General features: G+C 73.6%; 19 protein-coding genes. 4 read left to right on the forward strand and 15 right to left on the reverse strand.

Annotated elements, in window-relative coordinates:
* Positions 1-12 precede the first annotated feature (12 nt).
* The 12 genes from IE329_RS21150 to argC all read right to left on the reverse strand — a co-directional run bounded on the left by IE329_RS21150 (position 13) and on the right by argC (position 12754).
* Entirely contained in the window at positions 13-849 is an 837-nt protein-coding gene (locus IE329_RS21150) for a MetQ/NlpA family ABC transporter substrate-binding protein (protein ID WP_190212507.1), read from the reverse strand.
* Positions 850-949: 100 nt separating this feature from the next.
* Positions 950-1681 carry a methionine ABC transporter permease gene (locus IE329_RS21155; protein ID WP_190212540.1) on the reverse strand — a complete coding sequence of 244 codons (732 nt, stop codon included), beginning with the start codon at positions 1679-1681 and terminating at the stop codon, positions 950-952.
* 8 nt (positions 1682-1689) lie between these two features.
* Positions 1690-2715, reverse strand: coding sequence for a methionine ABC transporter ATP-binding protein (locus tag IE329_RS21160; RefSeq protein ID WP_073921517.1), 1026 nt, complete (start codon positions 2713-2715; stop codon positions 1690-1692).
* Positions 2716-3260: 545 nt separating this feature from the next.
* Positions 3261-3761, reverse strand: a complete 501-nt coding sequence (locus IE329_RS21165) for a GNAT family N-acetyltransferase (RefSeq protein ID WP_190212541.1) — start codon at positions 3759-3761, stop codon at positions 3261-3263.
* Between the two features lie 274 nt (positions 3762-4035).
* A complete protein-coding gene (locus IE329_RS21170) occupies positions 4036-4512 on the reverse strand; it encodes an RNA polymerase sigma factor (protein WP_190212508.1) in 477 nt (158 codons plus the stop codon).
* 294 nt (positions 4513-4806) lie between these two features.
* Complete coding sequence (gene argH, locus IE329_RS21175) at positions 4807-6231, reverse strand: argininosuccinate lyase (protein ID WP_190212509.1); 1425 nt, start codon at positions 6229-6231, stop codon at positions 4807-4809.
* Positions 6232-6319: 88 nt separating this feature from the next.
* Entirely contained in the window at positions 6320-7513 is a 1194-nt protein-coding gene (locus IE329_RS21180) for an argininosuccinate synthase (protein WP_190212510.1), read from the reverse strand.
* 269 nt (positions 7514-7782) lie between these two features.
* The gene (locus tag IE329_RS21185; protein WP_073921522.1) at positions 7783-8331 is read right to left on the reverse strand and encodes an arginine repressor; all 549 of its coding nucleotides are present in this window, start codon (positions 8329-8331) and stop codon (positions 7783-7785) included.
* Positions 8332-8349: 18 nt separating this feature from the next.
* On the reverse strand, positions 8350-9558 hold the full coding sequence (locus IE329_RS21190; RefSeq protein ID WP_190212511.1) for an acetylornithine transaminase: 1209 nt from the start codon (positions 9556-9558) through the stop codon (positions 8350-8352).
* The gene (gene argB / locus IE329_RS21195; RefSeq protein ID WP_190212512.1) at positions 9555-10487 is read right to left on the reverse strand and encodes an acetylglutamate kinase; all 933 of its coding nucleotides are present in this window, start codon (positions 10485-10487) and stop codon (positions 9555-9557) included. The genes IE329_RS21190 and argB overlap by 4 nt, the downstream gene beginning before the upstream one ends.
* 69 nt (positions 10488-10556) lie before the next feature.
* On the reverse strand, positions 10557-11711 hold the full coding sequence (gene argJ, locus IE329_RS21200; RefSeq protein WP_190212542.1) for a bifunctional glutamate N-acetyltransferase/amino-acid acetyltransferase ArgJ: 1155 nt from the start codon (positions 11709-11711) through the stop codon (positions 10557-10559).
* Positions 11712-11725: 14 nt separating this feature from the next.
* Positions 11726-12754: an N-acetyl-gamma-glutamyl-phosphate reductase gene (gene argC / locus IE329_RS21205; protein ID WP_190212513.1), complete on the reverse strand. Its 1029-nt coding sequence runs from the start codon at positions 12752-12754 to the stop codon at positions 11726-11728.
* Between the two features lie 283 nt (positions 12755-13037).
* On the opposite strand from argC, the gene IE329_RS21210 reads away from it, so the two are divergent.
* A complete protein-coding gene (locus tag IE329_RS21210; protein ID WP_190212514.1) occupies positions 13038-13409 on the forward strand; it encodes a VOC family protein in 372 nt (123 codons plus the stop codon).
* A gap of 32 nt (positions 13410-13441) precedes the next feature.
* On the opposite strand, the gene IE329_RS21215 is transcribed toward IE329_RS21210, so the two are convergent.
* On the reverse strand, positions 13442-14386 hold the full coding sequence (locus IE329_RS21215) for an ADP-ribosylglycohydrolase family protein (RefSeq protein ID WP_190212515.1): 945 nt from the start codon (positions 14384-14386) through the stop codon (positions 13442-13444).
* Between the two features lie 144 nt (positions 14387-14530).
* On the opposite strand from IE329_RS21215, the gene IE329_RS21220 reads away from it, so the two are divergent.
* Positions 14531-14902, forward strand: coding sequence for an RNA-binding S4 domain-containing protein (locus tag IE329_RS21220; protein ID WP_073921526.1), 372 nt, complete (start codon positions 14531-14533; stop codon positions 14900-14902).
* A 94-nt stretch (positions 14903-14996) separates the two neighbouring features.
* Here the strand turns inward: IE329_RS21220 and IE329_RS21225 are convergent, their stop codons facing one another.
* A complete protein-coding gene (locus IE329_RS21225) occupies positions 14997-15506 on the reverse strand; it encodes an FBP domain-containing protein (protein WP_190212516.1) in 510 nt (169 codons plus the stop codon).
* A 186-nt stretch (positions 15507-15692) separates the two neighbouring features.
* The gene (locus IE329_RS21230; protein WP_190212517.1) at positions 15693-16628 is read right to left on the reverse strand and encodes an SAM-dependent methyltransferase; all 936 of its coding nucleotides are present in this window, start codon (positions 16626-16628) and stop codon (positions 15693-15695) included.
* Positions 16629-16757: 129 nt separating this feature from the next.
* On the opposite strand from IE329_RS21230, the gene IE329_RS21235 reads away from it, so the two are divergent.
* Complete coding sequence (locus IE329_RS21235) at positions 16758-17642, forward strand: polysaccharide deacetylase family protein (protein WP_190212518.1); 885 nt, start codon at positions 16758-16760, stop codon at positions 17640-17642.
* 74 nt (positions 17643-17716) lie between these two features.
* Positions 17717-18736, forward strand: a complete 1020-nt coding sequence (locus tag IE329_RS21240; protein ID WP_190212519.1) for a ketopantoate reductase family protein — start codon at positions 17717-17719, stop codon at positions 18734-18736.
* Positions 18737-18751: the final 15 nt, after the last annotated feature.

Consider the following 18751-nt stretch of genomic DNA (forward strand, 5'->3'; position numbering starts at 1 on the left):
GGGCCGGTCCGGTCAGAACGCCGGGATGACGGAGCCCTGGAAGGTGTCGTCGATGTACTTCTTGACCTCGGCGGAGTGCAGCAGCTCGGCGAGCTTCTTGACCCGCGGGTCCGCCTCGTTGCCCTTCTTCACGGCGAGGATGTTGGCGTACGGGTTGCCCGCGGCCTTCTCCAGCAGGATGGCGTCGGTGGCGGGCTTGAGGCCGGAGTCGAGGGCGTAGTTGCCGTTGATGATGCCGGCGTCCAGGTCGTCCAGGGCGCGCGGCAGCTGGGCCGCCTCCAGCTCCTTGAACTTGAGGTTCTTGGGGTTGGTGGCGATGTCCTGGACGGTGGCGGCGGTGCCGGCGCCGGCCTTGAGGGTGATGACGTTGTTGTCGGCGAGCAGCTTGAGCGCCCGGCCCTCGTTGGTGGCGTCGTTGGGCACGCCGACCTGGGCGCCGTCCTTGAGGTCGCCGACCGCCTTGACCTTCTTGGAGTAGACGCCGAGCGGCTCCAGGTGGACCGTCTCGACCGGGACGATGCTGGTGCCGTTCTTCTGGTTGAAGTCGTCCAGGTACGGCACGTGCTGGAAGTAGTTGGCGTCCGCGGAGCCGTCCTGGACCGCCGTGTTCGGGGTCACGTAGTCGCTGACCACCTTGACGTCCAGCTTGAGGCCCGCCTTCTCGGCGAGGTTGTCCTTCACGTACTGGAGGATCTGGGCGTGCGGGGTGGGGCTGGCGACGACGGTCAGCGTCTTGTTCGGGTCCGCGGAGGCGCCGGCCGGCGAGGAGCCGGAGCTGCCGCAGGCGGCGAGCGAGAGGGCGAGGCCGGCGGTGGCGAGGACGGTGGTGGTCTTCAGGACGTTACGCACGAAAAGTGCCTTTCTGCGGGGTTGCGGTCGGCCGTCCGGGCCGTTGGTGACGGACGTGCGGCCGGTTCTCGCCGGGCCCTGGGTCGGGCCGCCGGCGGGGTCAGTGGGAGGCGAGCTCGTCGTCGGCGGCGCGGCGGCGGGAGCCGAAGAGCAGGCCGAGCGGGCTGGGGTACGAGCCGCGGTGGGAGAGGCGGCGGGCGATCCGGTCGCCGATCAGCTGGAGGACCGTCACGATGACGACCAGCTCGGCGACGATCACCCACATGAAGGTGGTCTGGAAGCGCAGGTACCCGTAGCGGTACGCCAGGTCGCCGAGCCCGCCGCCGCCGACGGTGCCGGCCATCGCGGAGTAGCCGATCAGGGCGATCACGGTGGTGGTGACGGAGGCGACCAGGGCGGGCAGCGCCTCCGGCAGCAGCGTCTTGCGGACGATCGTCCAGGTCGAGCCGCCCATCGACTGGACGGCCTCGACCAGGCCGCCGTCCACCTCGCGGACGGAGGTCTCGACCAGGCGGGCGAAGAACGGGATGGCGCCGACGGCCAGCGGCACGGCGGCGGCCTGCCAGCCGAGCGAGGTGCCCACCACCCAGCGGGTGAACGGGATCAGCGCCACGATCAGGATGATGAACGGGATCGAGCGGCCGACGTTCACGATCACGCCGAGCACCCGGGCGACCGGCACGTTCTGCAGCAGGCCGCCCTTGTCGGTGAGGACCAGGAACAGGCCGACGGGCAGCCCGATCACGATGGTGGCGGCGGTGGCGATGCCGACCATGCCGAGGGTCTCCCAGGTGGCGGGCCACATCAGGTCCTGCATCTGGTCCCAGGTCAGGGTGCTGCTCATGCCACTGCTCCGTTCGCCGCGTCGAGCACGTCCACCTGCAGGCCCTGCTCGCGCAGGAAGCCGATCGGCACCACGTTGTCCTGGTGGGAGCCGGACAGTTCGACGCGCATCCGGCCGACCATCCGGCCGGCGATGGTCTCGACGGCCGCGCCGAGGATGTTGATGTCGATCTGGTAGGTGCGGGCGAGCTGCGAGACGAAGGGGCGGGCGGAGGTGTCGCCCTGGAAGGTGATCTCCAGCACGGTCCGGCCGGGGTGGCCGGAGCCGAACTCGCTCAGCGGGAAGAGTTCGCGGGCGAGTTCGGAGCCGGGGGTGGCGAGCAGGTCGGTGAGTTCGCCGGACTCGACCACCCGGCCGCCGCGCATCAGGGCCGCCGAGTCGCAGACGGACTTGATGACGTCCATCTCGTGGGTGATCAGCAGGACGGTGAGCCCGAGCTGCTGGTTGAGGTCGCGCAGCAGCTTGAGGATGGAGCGGGTGGTCTCGGGGTCGAGGGCGGAGGTCGCCTCGTCGGAGAGCAGCACCTTGGGGTCGCCGGCCAGGGCGCGGGCGATGCCGACGCGCTGCTTCTGGCCGCCGGAGAGCTGGCTGGGGTAGCTGCGGGCCTTGTCGGCGAGGCCGACCAGGTCGAGCAGTTCGGCGGCCTTGCGGCGGCGCTGGGCGCGGTCCAGGCCGATGATCTCCAGCGGGAGTTCGACGTTCTCCTGGGCGGTCCGCGAGGCGAGCAGGTTGAAGTGCTGGAAGACCATGCCGATCCGCCGGCGGGCCTCGCGCAGGGCGCTGCCGGCGCGCTGCTCGTGGCCGCCGAGGGCGGTGAGGTCCAGGCCGTCGACGGTGACCGTGCCGGAGCTGGGCCGCTCCAGCATGTTCACGCAGCGGATGAGCGTGCTCTTGCCCGCGCCGCTGGTGCCGACGACGCCGTAGACCTCGCCCTCGCGGACGTGCAGGTCGACGCCGGCGAGGGCGGTCACCTCGCGGCCTTGCGAGCGGTAGACCTTCGTGAGGTCCGTGGTGGTGATCACAGCTGCTTCCGTGGGTCGGGGGCGGACGTCGTGGGGCCACCCGGCCGGGTCTCGGCCGGGGGCGGGCGGCGACGCGCCGGTGAGGGTGTTTCCGGACCTGCCATCCCTTGATCCTTGCGGCTGGGCGGGCGGCCCGCGCGGGGGCGTGACCCGCACGGGTCAACGGCAGCAGGGCTCCCGCCCGGTCGGGCGGTGGGACGGGCGGGCACGGCGGCGCTCCGCGACGGGAGCGGCCGGGGTTCTCGCTTCGGGGCGCGAGGAGGGGGCTACCACCGGCCGGAGGCCGGGGAGGACAGTGGCCCTCAGCGGTGACACATTCGACGGCACATGGCACTCTCACCTGCCGGCATGGTGCCGGTGGGGGTCCATTTCGTCGTCGCAGTCATGAGAGCCAGTAAATCAGATCAACCGAATTAGTCCCAGATATCAGGACCCCGAGTCCGAAATGCGGACACGACCCTTTGCTGCCAAGCACAACGGCGCCCGGATCCGTCACGCACGCGACGGATCCGGGCGCCGGGGAGACCTCACGCGCCGGGGAGACCTCAGGCGGAGGCAGCCAGCTCGCTGTGCACCTGCTTCTCCAGCGCGACGAAGCTCAGCTCGCCGCGGACCGCCTCGACGCCGGTCTGCCGGTAGCCCTGCCGGGCGTAGAGGCGCAGGTTGCCCAGGCTGCGGTGCCCGGTGAAGAGACGGAAGACCTGCACCGACCCGTCCTCCAGCAGGCGCCGCTCCATCGCGTCCAGCAGCCGGCCGCCCAGGCCGTGGCGCTGCATCCGGGGGTGGACCACCAGACGCCCTATCCGGCCGACACCGCCCTCGTCGACCCGGCCGCGGACGGTCCCGACGACCTCGTCGCCGAGCCGGGCGACCAGCACGTGCCGCTCGGCCAGCTCGGTGCGCAGGCTCTCCAGGGTCTGCGTCAGGGGCTCGATGCCCCAGTCGCCGTACAGCTCGGCCTCGCTCTGGTAGCCGAGGTACTGGAGCTTGAGGATCTGCTCCGCGTCTTCCTTGTCCGCCACCGAGATGATCACACTCATGCCCATGTACAGGGGCCTCCCCATCGTTGTTCTCCGGCGCGCGGGTTCGAGGGTGTCGCACCGGATGCTCTGCCGGAGATGTACCCGGCCGGGGATCGGTCCTGACCGGGGTATGGCGCACGAACGTACCAGCCCGGCAGGATGCACCACAGCCCGCCGGGCCGGGCCGCGCTCACGCTCAGTATCCGTGTGATCGCGACACCGTCAAGAGGTGCGTTCGCCACCGCTCTACCCCAGCGTCAGCTCCTCTCAACCTCCCGGACGCCCGACGTGTCGAGCATCACGTCCGCAGGCCGTGCAGCAGGGTGCGCAGACAGGACAGGCAGCGCGAGCGGGTGGGCCCGATGCTGCCGCGCGGAATCCCGAGCAGACCCGCCAGGTCACCGTAGGTGAGCCCGGGCGCGTCGGCGAGCGCGGCGAGCAGGCCGGGGCAGCGTCCGGGCAGGGCGCCGACCGAGGCCCACAGGGCCTGCCGGCCCCGCTCGGCGAGCAGCTCCGCCTCCGCCGAGGGAGCCGGCGCGGGGCGTTCGGCGCGCTCCGCCGCGAGGCGCTCCCGGTCGGCCGTCCGGGTGAGGCGCCGGCACTCGCGCAGGGCCAGCGAGCGCAGCCAGGAGCGGGTGTCGGCGGGCAGCCGGCCGGCGGCGGCGCGCTCGCAGGCCCGTAGCCAGACCGACTGCTCCAGGTCCTCGGCGTCCAGTCCGTGGCGGTGGGCCAGCGCCGCGACGAGCGGGGCGAGGGCGGGTCGCAGCCCGGCCACCGGAACGGCGGCGGGGCGGGGCGGTCCGGCCGCCGGGGGGCACGGGACGGCGGGACCGCCCGGGTCGAGCGGGACCCGCGGGGGCGCGGGACTGTACGGGGGCGCGGACGGGCGGCCCGCGCCGGGCGCGGACCGGGGCGTGGACGGGTGGGCGACAGCGGGTCGGTCGGTGTACACACCGGGTACTACCGGCGGCGGGCCCGTCCGGACACGGCCGGGCCTCGCCACGGGCGGGCCGGGAACAGCACGGAGGGGGCGCGACGGTCACCCGTCGCGCCCCCTCCGGTCGGGACGTCAGCCCTGGACCCACTCCTGCTGGAGGGCCAGGTCGGCCTTGAGCTCGGCCAGCTGGACCGCGACGGCGGACGGCGCGGTGCCGCCCCGGCCGTTGCGGGAGGCGATCGCACCGTGCACGTTGAGCACCGAGCGGACCTCGGGCGTCAGGTGCCCGGAGATCGCCGCGAACTGCTCGTCCGTCAGGTCGGACAGCTCGATGCCCTGGCCCTCGCAGACCTTGACGCAGGCGCCGGCGACCTCGTGCGCGACCCGGAACGGCACGCCCTGCTTGACCAGCCACTCGGCGATGTCGGTGGCCAGCGAGAACCCGGCGGGGGCCAGCTCCTCCAGGCGCTCGCGGTGCACGGTGAGGGTGGCCATCATGCCGGTGAAGGCCGGCAGCAGCACCTCAAGGGTGTCGCAGGAGTCGAAGACCGGCTCCTTGTCCTCCTGGAGGTCCCGGTTGTAGGCCAGCGGCAGCGCCTTCAGGGTGGCGAGCAGCCCGGTCAGGTTGCCGATCAGGCGGCCGGACTTGCCGCGCGCCAGCTCGGCGATGTCCGGGTTCTTCTTCTGCGGCATGATCGAGGAGCCGGTGGAGAAGGCGTCGTGCAGCGTGATGAAGCCGAACTCCTTGGTGTTCCAGATGATCACCTCCTCCGCGATCCGGGAGAGGTTGATGCCGATCATCGCCGTCACGAAGGCGAACTCGGCGACGAAGTCGCGCGAGGCGGTGCCGTCGATCGAGTTGCCGACCGAACCGCGCTCGAAGCCCAGCTCGGCGGCGACGGCCTGCGGGTCCAGCCCGAGCGAGGAGCCGGCCAGCGCGCCGGAGCCGTACGGGGAGACGGCGGTGCGGGTGTCCCACTGGCGCAGCCGCTCGGCGTCCCGGCCGAGCGCCTGGACGTGGGCGAGCACGTGGTGCGCGAAGAGCACCGGCTGGGCGTGCTGGAGGTGGGTGCGGCCCGGCATCGCGGTGTCGGGGTGCGCCTCGGCGAGTCCGACCAGGGCGTGCTGGAGGTCCAGCACCAGGCCGCCGATGATCTTCGCGTGGTCGCGCAGGTACATCCGGAACAGCGTGGCGATCTGGTCGTTGCGCGAGCGCCCGGCCCGCAGCTTGCCGCCGAGGTCGGCCCCGAGCCGCTCCAGCAGGCCGCGCTCCAGGGCGGTGTGCACGTCCTCGTCGGCGATGGTGCCGGTGAACGCGCCGGACTCGACGTCGGCGAGCAGCGTGTCCAGGCCGGCCAGCATGCCGGCCAGCTCCTCGTCGCTCAGCAGCCCGGCCTTGTGCAGGACCCGCGCGTGCGCCTTGGACCCGGCGATGTCGTACGGCGCGAGGCGCCAGTCGAAGTGCACCGAGGCGGAGAGCTTGGCCAGCGCCTCGGAGGGGCCGTCGGCGAAGCGGGCGCCCCAGAGTCGGACGTCTGCGGTGGGGTCGGACGACATCGCGTGTGCTCCTTGCCGGGCTTACGGGGTACGGGTAGCGGGAGGTCCCGGCTGCGGGGCGCAGCCGGGACCGTGCGAGCGGGGTCGCTCAGGCGAGGTCGCGGCGGGCGGCGATCTTCGAGGAGAGGCCGAAGATCTCGATGAAGCCCTTGGACATCGACTGGTCGAAGGTGTCGCCGGTGTCGTAGGTCGCCAGGTTGAAGTCGTACAGCGACTGGTCCGACCTGCGGCCGTTGACGACGGCCCGGCCGCCGTGCAGGACGAGCCGGATCTCGCCGGAGACGTGCTGGTTGGCCTCGTTGATGAAGCCGTCCAGGGCGCGCTTGAGCGGGGAGAACCACAGGCCGTCGTAGACCAGCTCGGCCCAGCGCTGCTCGACCTGCCGCTTGTAGCGGGCCAGCTCGCGCTCGACGGTGACGTTCTCCAGGGCCTGGTGGGCGGTGATCAGGGCGATCGCGCCGGGGGCCTCGTAGATCTCGCGGGACTTGATGCCGACCAGGCGGTCCTCGACCATGTCGAGGCGGCCGACGCCCTGGGCACCGGCCCGCTTGTTCAGCTCCTCGATGGCCTGCAGCACCGTCACCTTGCGGCCGTCGATGGCGACCGGGACGCCCGCCTCGAAGGTGATGACGACGGTGTCGGCCTCACGCGGGGCGGCCGGGTCCTGGGTGTACTCGTAGACGTCCTCGATCGGGGCGTTCCAGATGTCCTCCAGGAAGCCGGTCTCGACGGCGCGCCCGAAGACGTTCTGGTCGATCGAGTACGGGTTCTTCTTGGTGGTGACGATCGGGAGGTTCTTCGCCTCGGCGAAGGCGATCGCCTTGTCGCGGGTCATCGCGTAGTCGCGGACCGGGGCGATGCACTTCAGCTCGGGGGCCAGCGACTGGATGCCGACCTCGAAGCGGACCTGGTCGTTGCCCTTGCCGGTGCAGCCGTGGGCGACGGTGGTGGCGCCGTGCTTCTGCGCGGCGGCGACCAGGTGCTTGACGATGGCCGGCCGCGACAGCGCGGAGACCAGCGGGTACTGGCCCTGGTAGAGGGCGTTGGCCTTGAGGGCGGGGAGGCAGTACTCGTCCGCGAACTCGTCGCGGGCGTCGGCCACCTCAGCCTCGACGGCGCCGCAGTCCAGCGCCCGCTGGCGGATCGCGTCCAGGTCCTCGCCACCCTGGCCGACGTCGACCGCGACGGCGATGACCTCGGCGCCGGTCTCCTCGGCGATCCAGCCGATGCAGACGGACGTGTCCAGACCGCCCGAATAGGCGAGTACGACGCGCTCGGTCACGGCTTTCTCCTTCACAACTGTGCGAACGGGGTGTGCGGTACGCGGGGTGCGCCGGCGGACTCCGGACTGAGCGGGTCCACCGGGGGCCGGTCCCATGCAGTGCTAGGCATAAGTATGCATGAGTCCGTATGGATTTCAAAACACCGGCCCGGTGAGGGTGCCGGTGCGGTCCAGGAAGGGGCCGTGGCGGGACCCCCGCCCCCGGGCACCGGTGCCGGTGCGTGGGGGCGGGCCCCGGAGAACGGCGGTGCGGGCCCGCAGGGGCGCCGCTACTGCGCCTTGGCCTGCGCCAGCTGCATCAGATGGTCGGCGAGCGCCTGGCCGCCGGCCGGGTCGCGGCTGATCAGCAGCACGGTGTCGTCGCCGGCGATGGTGCCGATGATCTCGAACACCTCGGCCTGGTCGATCGCCGAGGCGAGGAACTGCGCCGCCCCGGGCGGGGTGCGCAGCACCACGAGGTTGCCCGAGGCGGTGGCCGAGACCATCAGCTCGCCGGCCAGCCGGGCCATCCGGCCCTCGCTGGCCGACTCCCCCATCGGCGCCCGCGGCGTGCGGTCGCCGCCCTCGGCCGGGACGGCGTAGATGAGCGCGCCGTCCCGGTTGCGGATCTTCACCGCGCCCAGCTCGTCCAGGTCCCGCGAGAGGGTGGCCTGGGTGACCACCAGTCCGTCGTCGGCGAGCAGCTTGGCGAGCTGGCTCTGCGAGCGCACGGGCTGACGGGTCAACAGGTCCACGATCCGCCGGTGGCGCGCGGCACGGGTCTGCGGGACCTGTGACGTCGGCCCGGCGGCGGGCTGGCCGGAGTGGGGTGCGGTCATATGAATGATTCTCCCGGACTACGCGCGGCCGTCGGCGGGCGGGGCGCTCTGGTGCACCGAGCGCAGGATCGCGGGCAGTGCGGCGAGGAACGCGTCGGCGTCCTGCTCGGTGAGCACCAGCGGCGGCGCGAGGCGCACCGCGTCCGGCACCGCCGCGTTGACCAGGAACCCGGCCTCCTGCGCGGCGGCCTGGACCTTGGCCGACACCGGCTCGGTGAGCACGATGCCGAGCAGCAGGCCGGCGCCCCGCACGTGCGAGACCAGCGGGTCGCCGATCGCCTCGACGCCCGAGCGCAGCCGGTCGCCCAGCTTGCGCACGTGCTCCAGCAGCCCCTCGGACTCGATGGTGTCCAGGACGGCCAGGGCCGCCGCGCAGACCACCGGGTTGCCGCCGAAGGTGGTGCCGTGGTTGCCGGGCTGCAGCAGGTCGGCGGCCGGGCCGAAGGCGAGGGTCGCGCCGATCGGCAGGCCGCCGCCGAGGCCCTTGGCCAGGGTGACCACGTCCGGCTCGACGCCCTCGACGGCCTGGTGGGCGAACCAGTGGCCGGTCCGGCCGATGCCGGTCTGGATCTCGTCCAGGATCAGCAGGGTGCCGGTGGCCCGGGTGATCTCGCGGGCCGCCCGGAGGTAGCCGTCCGGCAGCGGGACGGCCCCGTTCTCGCCCTGGACCGGCTCCAGGAAGACGGCGGCCGTCTCGGTGGTGACGGCGGCGCGCAGCGCCTCGACGTCGCCGAACGGGACGTGGGTGACGTCGCCGGGCAGCGGGCGGAACGGGTCCTGCTTGGCGGGCTGGGCGGTGAGCGCGAGGGCGCCCATCGTCCGGCCGTGGAAGGCCCCCTCCAGGGAAACCAGGTGGGTGCGCCCGGTCAGCCGGCTGATCTTGAACGCGGCCTCGTTGGCCTCGGCGCCCGAGTTCGAGAAGAACACCCGGCCGTCCCGGCCGGAGAGCTCGATCAGCCGCTCGGCGAGCTTCACCGTGGGCTCGGCGAGGAACAGGTTGGAGATGTGGCCGAGCGAGGAGATCTGCTCGGTGACGGCCGCCACGATCGCCGGGTGGGCGGTGCCGAGCGCGTTGACCGCGATGCCGCCGATGAAGTCGGTGTACTGCTTGCCGTCGGCGTCCCAGAGCTTGGCGCCCTCGCCGCGCACCAGCGGGATCCGCGGGGTGCCGTAGTTGTTCATCAGGGCGTGCTGCCACCGCCCGGTCAGCTGCTCGTTGCCGCTCATGCCAGTCCCCCGGTCACCATCATGTCGTCGTCCGGCACGACCATCGTGCCGATGCCCTCATCGGTAAAGATCTCAAGCAGCAGCGAGTGCTGCACCCTGCCGTCCAGCACGCGGGCGGTGCCGACCCCGGAGCGGACGGCGTTCAGGCAGCCCTCCATCTTGGGGAGCATGCCGCTGGCGAGCTCGGGGAGCAGGGCCTCCAGCTCGGTCGCGCTGAGCTGGCTGATCACGTCGTCGGAGTTCGGCCAGTCGGCGTACAGGCCCTCGACGTCGGTCAGCACGACCAGCATCTCGGCGCCCAGCGCCACCGCCAGGGCGGAGGCCGCGGTGTCCGCGTTGATGTTGTAGACGTGGCCGTCGGTACCGCGGGCGATCGAGGAGATCACCGGGATCCGGCCGTCCCCGATCAGCGCCTTCACCGCGCCGGCCTCGATGTTGACGATGTCGCCGACCAGGCCGATGTCGACGTGCTCGCCGTCGACCAGGGCGTAGCGCTTGACCGCCGTCATGGTGTGCGCGTCCTCGCCGGTCATGCCGACCGCGAACGGGCCGTGGCCGTTGAGCAGCCCGACCAGCTCGCGCTGGACCTGGCCGGCCAGCACCATCCGGACCACGTCCATGGTCTCCGGGGTGGTCACCCGCAGGCCGTTGGTGAAGCTGGACTCCAGGCCCAGCTTGTCCAGTTGGGCGCTGATCTGCGGGCCGCCGCCGTGCACGACCACCGGGTGCAGGCCCGCGTAGCGCAGGAACACCACGTCCTGCGCGAAGGCCGCCTTGAGCTCCTCGTCGACCATGGCGTTGCCGCCGAACTTGATGACGACGGTCTTGCCGTGGAAGCGCTCCAGCCAGGGGAGCGCCTCGATGAGGGTGAGGGCCTTGGGCAACGCGGTGTTGTTGCGGGCCTGTTCACCCTTGGGTGCGATCTGCACGGTGTACGTCTCCGGCTCGGTGGTGGGTTCGGGCGGGGGCGGTGCGGGACCGCCCCCGGGCCGGCGGGATCAGGTCGAGTAGGCGCTGTTCTCGTGCACGTAGTCGGCGGTGAGGTCGTTGGTCCACACCGTGGCCGAGGCCTGGCCGGCGTTGAGGTCGGCGGTGATGACCACGTCGCGGCCGCTCATGTCGACCAGGTCGCGGTCCTCGCCGACGCTGCCGTCCTTGCAGACCCAGATCCCGTTGATGGCGACGTCCAGGCGGTCCGGGTCGAAGGCCGCCGAGGTGGTGCCGATGGCGGCCAGCACCCGGCCCCAGTTCGGGTCCTCGCCGTGGATGGCGCACTTCAGCAGGTTGTTGCGGGCCACCACCCGGGCGACGTCGACGGCCTCGTCCTCGGTGGCCGCGCCGGTGATGTCGATCCGGATGTCCTTGCTCGCGCCCTCGGCGTCACCGATCAGCTGCCGGGCCAGGTCGGCGCAGACCGTCCGGACGGCCTCGGCGAACTCGGCCGCGTCCGGGGCCGCCCCGGCGGCGCCGGAGGCCAGCAGCAGCACGGTGTCGTTGGTGGACATGCAGCCGTCCGAGTCCACCCGGTCGAAGGTGGTGCGGGTGGCGGCGCGCAGCGCGCCGTCCAGGCCGGCGCTGTCGACGTCGGCGTCGGTGGTGAGGACGACCAGCATGGTCGCCAGGCCCGGCGCCAGCATGCCCGCGCCCTTGGCCATGCCGCCCACCGTCCAGCCGGCCGGGCTGGTGACCTGCGCGGTCTTGTGCACGCTGTCGGTGGTCTTGATGGCGATCGCCGCGGCCTCGCCGCCGTCCTCGCTCAGCGCCCGGGCGGCCTGCCCGACCCCCGGCAGCAGCAGGTCCATCGGCAGCCGCAGGCCGATCAGGCCGGTGGACGCGACCGCGACCTCACCGGCGTTGACCTTGAGCTCCTCGGCGACCTTCTCGGCCGTGGCGTGGGTGTCCTGGAAGCCCAGCGGGCCGGTACAGGCGTTGGCCCCACCGGAGTTGAGCACCACGGCGGACAGCCGGCCGCCCTTGAGGACCTGCTCCGACCAGAGCACCGGCGCGGCCTTGACCCGGTTGGAGGTGAAGACGCCGGCGGCGGCCAGCGACGGCCCGTCGTTGACCACGAGGGCGAGGTCCGGCGTGCCGGAGGCCTTGATCCCGGCGGTGACGCCGGCGGCGCGGAACCCCTTGGCCGCCGTGACGCCGATGGTGGGGTTGTTCGTCACGGTGCGACTCCGTTCAGGGGCAGGCCCAGCTCTTCCGGCAGGCCGAGGGCGATGTTCATGCTCTGCACCGCGCCGCCCGCGGTGCCCTTCACCAGGTTGTCGATCGCGCTGATCGCGATGATCCGCCCGGCGTGCTCGTCCAGGGCGACCTGGACCAGCGCGGCGTTGGAGCCGTAGACCGAACTGGTCTGCGGCCACTGCCCCTCGGGCAGCAGGTGGACGAAGGGCTCGTCCGCGAACGCCTCGGCGTACGCGGCGCGGAGGGCCTCGGCCGTCACCCCGGGCTTCGCCTTGGCGCTGCAGGTGGCGAGGATCCCCCGGGGCATCGGGACGAGGGTCGGCGTGAAGGAGACGGTGACCGGCTCGCCCGCGACCGGGGTGAGGTTCTGCGACATCTCGGGGGTGTGCCGGTGGGCACCGCCGACGCCGTACGCGCTGACGTTGCCCATCACCTCGCTGCCGAGCAGGTGCGTCTTCGCGGCCTTGCCCGCGCCGGAGGTGCCGGAGGCCGCGACGATGACCGCCTCGGGCTCGGCCAACTGCGCGGCGTACGCCGGGAACAGCGCCAGCGAGACGGCCGTCGGGTAGCAGCCGGGGACGGCGATCCGGTTGCTGCCCTTGAGCGCGGCCCGGTGGCCGGGCAGCTCGGGCAGTCCGTACGGCCAGGTGCCGGCGTGCGCGGAGCCGTAGAACTGCTCCCAGTCCGCCGCGGCCTTCAGCCGGAAGTCGGCGCCGCAGTCCACCACCAGGACGTCCTCGCCGAGCGCCTGGGCGACGGCGGCGGACTGGCCGTGCGGCAGGCCGAGGAAGACCACGTCGTGCCCCGCCAGCACCTCGGGGGTGGTGGGCTCCAGCACGCGGTCGGCCAGCGGAAGCAGGTGCGGCTGCAGGAGTCCCAGCTTCGTCCCGGCGTTGGAGCCGCCGGTCAGCGCACCGATCTCGACCTCGGGGTGGCCGAGCAGCAGGCGCAGGACCTCACCGCCCGCATAACCACTCGCTCCGGCGACGGCGACTCGCAATGCCATGACGTTCCCTCCTAGGACTTGGCATGAATATACGCAGCACGGAACATTCATGCAAGGAGCCTGTCCGGCGCCTCTCCCCGGTGATCACGCTCCCGTCCCCAGGCTACGGGCCGCGGGCCCGACCCCGGAACCGCGCCGGCCGGCCCCGGGAGCCGTCCGGACCACCCCCGCGGGGCGGGCCCGCCGGACTGCGCGACCACCCCCGCGGGCGGACCATGGAGGGAGAGGCCGACCGCCCGGACCGCCGGCCGCGTCGCGGGCCGGGCCCGACGAGGAGTGAGCCATGTTCGGTCGGAGCAAGGCGTTCAGCGGCTTCGCCGTGGACGACATCGACAAGGCCAGGAGCTTCTACGGCGAGACCCTGGGAGTCGACGTCACCGAGGCCGACGGGCTGCTGCGCCTGCACCTCGGCAGCGGCGCCGACGTGCTGGTCTATCCCAAGCCGGAGCACACTCCGGCCACCTTCACCGTGCTCAACTTCCCGGTGGACGACATCGAGGCGGCCGTCGACGAACTCGGCCGCCGCGGCGTCCGGTTCGAGCGCTACCCCGGGCTGGAGGCGGACGAGCGGGGCATCTACCGCGAGGCGGGCCCGGACATCGCCTGGTTCACCGACCCGGCGGGCAACATCCTCTCGGTGATCAAGGAGAACTGACTCCGGCGCCCCGGGCGACAACGGCCGCCGGCCTACCGCGAGGGCGGCCCCTCGCCCAGCCGCTCCGCCAGGGAGAGCAGCTCGGGCAGCCGCAGCACCCGGCCGCCACCACCCGGCAGGGGTACGTGCAGCGGCTCCGTCCAGTGCGCCGGGATCGCGTCGAACCCGTAGCGGGCGCCCGCGAGGGCGCCGGTCACCGCGGCGACCGTGTCGGTGTCCCCGCCGACGTCCACCGCGGCGCGCAGGGCGTCCGGGAACGAGGAGGTGCCGCGCAGGGCCCAGACCGCGGATCCCAGACAGGGCCAGACCGCACCGTTCGGCTCGGTCGCCAGACCGGGGTGCCAGTCCGGGGCGAGCACGGCGGCGTACCGCTCCCGGTGCTCGGCGTCCACCAGCGCGAGGGTCGCCGGCAGCGCGTCGAGCGGGTCGCCGTCGGCCAGGGCCACCCGGACGAGTTCGTGCAGGACGGCGGTGCCCTCCCAGGCCGCGCGGTCGCCGTGGGTGAGAGCCGCGATCCGGCGGGCCGCGTCCATGGTGGCGGCCGGCCCGGCCGGCGCGAAGTACACGGCGGAGCCGGCCGCCCGCATCAGTGAACCGTTGCCCGCCGCGCGGAGGTTGACCTGGAAGTGCACGGCGGCGGCCAGGTCCCAGGGCATGCCGTTGGTGAGGACGTCCTCGGTCTGCAGACCGATGTCCTTGGGATCGTCGGCCGCCCAGCGCCGGAAGCGGGCGAAGACGTCCGGCAGATCGAGCCCGCCGCGCTCCAGCAGGGACTCGGCGAGGTGCACGGCCATCTGCGTGTCGTCGGTGGCCTCGCCGGCGTCCCAGCCACCGCCGGCCCGCATCCCGCCGGGCCCGGCCGCCGGCGGGAACCGCTCGGAGAAGGCCCCGGCGGGCCCGAACTCGTAGGGGGCGCCCAGCGCGTCACCGACCGCCGAGCCGACGACCGCTCCGGCCGCGCGCTGTGTCCGGTTCATCCGGGCAGGCTACCGGCCGGCGCCGGGGAGCATCCGGCCGTTCCTTCAGCTGCGGACCGGCCGGGCCCGCCGCCCGGCCGCCCCGCTGCCCCGCTGCCCCGCTGCCCCGCCCGGAACGGTGTCGGGCCGCTCTAGAGTGGTGGCATGGCTCCTGACGAGGGGAGCGTACGGGTGGACAGCTGGGTCTGGTCCGTGCGGCTCACCAAGACGCGATCACTGGCGGCGGCCGCCTGCCGGGCCGGGCACGTGCGGGTGAACGGTGAGCGGGTGAAACCCGCGCACGCCGTCCGGGCCGGGGACGAGGTGCGGCTGCGCCAGGACGGCCGCGAGCGGGTCGTGGTGGTCTCGCAGGTGGTGCGCAAGCGGGTCGGGGCGCCGGTGGCCGCCGAGTGCTTCGTCGACAACAGCCCGCCCGCGCCGCCGCAGAGCGGGGTGCCGACGGGCGAGCGGGACCGCGGCACCGGCCGGCCGACCAAGCGCGACCGGCGGGACATCGAGCAGCTGCGCGGCTGGTGACCGGCGCCGGGCGGCCGGGTCGGCCGGGCCCGGGTGAACGGCGGCACGGGTGACGAACCGCCCAGGTGGACGGGCGGCCCAGGTGACGGGCGGCTCAGACCGGCACGCCGGCGTCGAGGACCTGGTCGAGGAAGCGGTCCACGTTGGTGACGGTCCGGGCGATCTGCTCCTCCAGCGAGAGCGACTCCTCGGGCCGGCTGACCAGCGCCGACTTCTTGAGGCCGCGCAGGTAGAGCGAGCAGGCCAGGTCGGCGCACATGTAGGTGCCGACCGAGTTGCCCTGCCGGCCGGCCGCACCCGCCCGCCTGGCGGTGAGCAGCGAGACGCCGGAGCCCGCGTGCGTGGCGATGCAGAACGAGCAGACGTTCGTCCTGCTCAGGCTGCGGCGGACGGTGGGCACCCGGAGGGTGACACCGACCGGCCGCCCGTCCCGCTCGGCGACCAGGTAGCTGCGGTCCGGTGCGCCCGGGTCGCGCCAGCCCAGGAAGTCCAGGGCGTCCCAGGGCAGTTCGGCCAGGCCCTTGGGGAGATTGAGCCTGCGGGCCTCGCCCTTGGAGCAGTTGACGAAGGACGTGCGGATCTCGGTCTCGTCCAGCGGGTTCATGGTTCCGGAAAATAGCACGCGGACGAACCGCTGTCGCCGGAATTTCTCCCCGCCCGGGTGGCCCGGAGGTGTCCCCGGCCCCGCCGGGAACGTCCCGCCGGGAAACGCCCCGCCGGGAACCGCCGGGGCGGCCCGCGGGGCCTGCCGCACCGTCCGGGGCCGAGCTGCCCCGGACCACCCCCGGGCTCAGGCCTTGACGGCCACGCCCGCGTACGCCGAGACCTGCTGCCAGCCCTCCGGCAGCCCGTCCTGGTCCGCGCGCCACAGCGGCAGCTGCACCAGACCGGGCTCGGCCTGCGCGAAGTCGCCGAAGAAGCTCTCCACCCGGGCCCGCTCGCGCAGCACCAGCGGCGCGCTCGCCCTGCTGTAGACCCGGGCGCCGGCGTCCGCCATCTCCTGGGGAACGAAGTCCGGGCTGCCGTGCGAGAGGATCAGCGCGCTGCCGGGGGCGAGCGCGTCGCGCAGGGTGGCCACGATCTCGTCCACCCCCTCCTCGTCCCGGACGAAGTGCAGGACGGCGACCAGCATCAGCGCCACCGGCTCGGCGAGGTCGACGGCCTGCTTCAGCCCGGGGTCGCCGAGGATCGCGGCCGGGTCCCGGAGGTCGGCCTGCATCACCGTGGTGTGCCCGGCCCGGTGGCCCGCCAGCAGGGCCCGGGCGTGGGTGGCCACGATCGGGTCGTTGTCCACGTAGACCACCCGGGCGTCCGGGGCGACCCGGTGGGCGACCTCGGTGGTGGAGCCGACGGCCGGGATGCCGGTGCCGATGTCGAGGAACTGCCGGATGCCGAGGCCGGCGGCGAAGGTGACCGCCCGGCCGAGGAAGGCACGGTTGGTACGGGCCAGCAGCGGCAGCGCCGGGTAGGCCGTGATGGCCGCCTCGGCGGCCCGGCGGTCGGCCTCGAAGTTGTCCTTGCCGCCCAGGTAGTAGTCGTACATCCGGGCCGGGTGCGGCACCTCGGTGTTCAGCTCGGTGGGGGGCTGCCAGTCCTCGGACCGCGCCCACTGCCAGCCGCTGCCGGTGGCCGCTCCCCACTCGCCGGCGCCGTCCCGGGCCGGCTCGCCGGAAGGGCCGTGCGTCGTGTCGTCCCCCGCCACGCCCCGTGCCACGTCCTCGCTCATTCCGTACGCCCCCTAGCGTTCCGAACCCCGTGTCGCCGCGATGCTATCCAATGCGCGGGAGCCGGCACACCGGGACGGCCGAGCTGCTCGAATCGCCCCGATAATCCGTCATACCTATGCTGGTGCCCGATGACTGCCGACCGACGCACCCTGCTGCGCACCACCGCGAGACTCGCCGCCCTGACCGCCTTCGGCGCGACGCTGGCCGCCTGCGGGAACGCCCACGCCACCCGGCGGTCCGACCCGGCCGACCTCGCCGTACGGGCCGACGGCCCGCCCTCGGCCGGCCCGGTCGACCCTCCCCAGGACCCGGTGACCTCCTCCGCCCGGCCCACCCCGCCGGAGCCGGCCGGCCCCGCCACGCCGCCGCCCGTCGTGCCCTCCCCGCCCGCACCGCCGCCGCTGGCCCCCGGCACCCCGGTGGAGGTGGTCAACGGCCCCCGGGACCGCCGGCAGGTCGCGCTGACCTTCCACGGCTCCGGCGACCCCCGGCTCGCCACCTCGGTGCTGGAGATCGCCGAGCAGCGCGGCGTCCGGCTGACCGTGATGGCCGTCGGGAGCTGGCTCGACCAGCAGCCGCAGATGGCCCGGCGGGTGCTGGCCGGCGGCCACGAGCTCGGCAACCACACCCAGAACCACCAGAACATCACCGCCATGAGCCCGGACCAGGCGCACGCCGAGATCGCCGAGTGCGCCGACCGGCTGCAGCGGCTGACCGGCTCGATCGGCCGCTGGTTCCGGCCCTCGGCCGCCCAGTACGCCTCCCCCATGGTGCGCGAGCAGGCCCGGCTGGTCGGGTACGAGCACGTGCTCTCCTTCGACGTGGACCCGCGCGACTACAACGACCCCAGCGCGGACACCCTGCAACGACGGGTGCTCACCGCGGTACGGCCCGGCTCGGTGGTCGCGCTGCACATGGGGCACCAGTGCACCATCGAGGCGCTGCCCACCATCCTGGATGGCCTGGGCAAGGCCGGGCTGAGCCCGGTGACGGCCAGCCAGCTCTGCGCGTAGCGGAGCGCGGCCGCCGCGGGGCACCGGGCGGCCCCCGGTCCGCCGGGCCGGGCCGGCGTGCCATGCTCGGAGCCATGCGCTACGTCATCATCGGGGCAGGGGCCGTCGGCGGCACGATCGGCGCCCGGCTGTTCGAGAGCGGTCACGAGGTCGTCCTGGTCGCCCGCGGGGCGCATCTGGCGGCCCTCCGGGCCGAGGGGCTGACCTTCACCACCCCGGAGGGCACCCGGACCCTCGCGGTGCCGGCCGTGGACGGACCGTCCGGCGTCGAGCTGCGGCCGGGCGACGTCCTGGTGCTCGCGGTCAAGACCCAGGACACCGCCGCGGCGCTGGCCGCCTGGGCGCCCCGGCCGGTCGAGGGCGGCGGCACCGCCGCCGAGCGGCTCCCGCTGGTCTGCGCGCAGAACGGGGTGGAGAACGAGCGGCTCGCCCTGCGGCTGTTCCGGGACGTCCAGGCGATGTGCGTCTGGCTGCCCGCCACCCACCTGGAGCCCGGCCGGGTGAGCTGCCTCGGCGCCCCGCTGAGCGGGGTCCTGCGGCTGGGCCGTTACCCGTCGGGCGCCGACGGGACCACCCGGGCGATCGCGGCCGACCTGGAGGAGTCGCTCTTCGGGGCACCGGTCAGCCCGGACGTGATGCGCTGGAAGTACGCCAAGCTGCTCGGGAACCTCGCCAACGCGCTCACCGCCGTGGCCGGACCGGAGCTGGACGCCCCGCGCTCCGCCGTCCTGGCGCAGGTGGTCGCCGAGGGCCGGGCCGCGCTGGCCGCCGCCGGCATCGGGCACGAGGACCCGCGGGAACAGGCCCGGGCCAACGAGGAGCTGGTCCGTCAGGTGCCGGTGGAGGGCGGGCGGACGACCGGCGGCTCGTCCTGGCAGAGCCTGGCCCGGGGCACCGGCTCGATCGAGACCGACTACCTGAGCGGCGAGATCGTCCTGCTGGCCCGGCTGCACGATGTCCCGGCACCGGCCAACGAGGCCCTGCAACGGCTGGCGGCGGAGTTCGCCCGGACCGGCCGCGCCGCCGGCAGCCTGACCGACGCCGAGCTGGCGGCCCTGGTGGCCGTCGCGACCGGCGGGCCGGCCCAGCCCTGAACGGCCCGGCGCTGA

It is taken from the genome of Kitasatospora indigofera (genome assembly GCF_014655955.1).
In the GTDB taxonomy this organism is placed as follows: Bacteria; Actinomycetota; Actinomycetes; order Streptomycetales; family Streptomycetaceae; genus Kitasatospora; species Kitasatospora indigofera.

Bases quoted from the DNA above. Each gene is read 5' to 3' on its own strand.
- IE329_RS21220 (WP_073921526.1), top strand. From the start codon at position 14,531: ATGGCTCCTGACGAGGGGAGCGTACGGGTGGACAGCTGGGTCTGGTCC.
- IE329_RS21190 (WP_190212511.1), bottom strand. From the start codon at position 9,558: ATGAGCGGCAACGAGCAGCTGACCGGGCGGTGGCAGCACGCCCTGATG.
- argC (WP_190212513.1), bottom strand. From the start codon at position 12,754: ATGGCATTGCGAGTCGCCGTCGCCGGAGCGAGTGGTTATGCGGGCGGT.
- IE329_RS21165 (WP_190212541.1), bottom strand. From the start codon at position 3,761: ATGGGCATGAGTGTGATCATCTCGGTGGCGGACAAGGAAGACGCGGAG.
- IE329_RS21240 (WP_190212519.1), top strand. From the start codon at position 17,717: ATGCGCTACGTCATCATCGGGGCAGGGGCCGTCGGCGGCACGATCGGC.
- IE329_RS21230 (WP_190212517.1), bottom strand. From the start codon at position 16,628: ATGAGCGAGGACGTGGCACGGGGCGTGGCGGGGGACGACACGACGCAC.
- argH (WP_190212509.1), bottom strand. From the start codon at position 6,231: ATGTCGTCCGACCCCACCGCAGACGTCCGACTCTGGGGCGCCCGCTTC.
- IE329_RS21210 (WP_190212514.1), top strand. From the start codon at position 13,038: ATGTTCGGTCGGAGCAAGGCGTTCAGCGGCTTCGCCGTGGACGACATC.
- IE329_RS21235 (WP_190212518.1), top strand. From the start codon at position 16,758: ATGACTGCCGACCGACGCACCCTGCTGCGCACCACCGCGAGACTCGCC.
- IE329_RS21215 (WP_190212515.1), bottom strand. From the start codon at position 14,386: ATGAACCGGACACAGCGCGCGGCCGGAGCGGTCGTCGGCTCGGCGGTC.
- IE329_RS21225 (WP_190212516.1), bottom strand. From the start codon at position 15,506: ATGAACCCGCTGGACGAGACCGAGATCCGCACGTCCTTCGTCAACTGC.
- IE329_RS21185 (WP_073921522.1), bottom strand. From the start codon at position 8,331: ATGACCGCACCCCACTCCGGCCAGCCCGCCGCCGGGCCGACGTCACAG.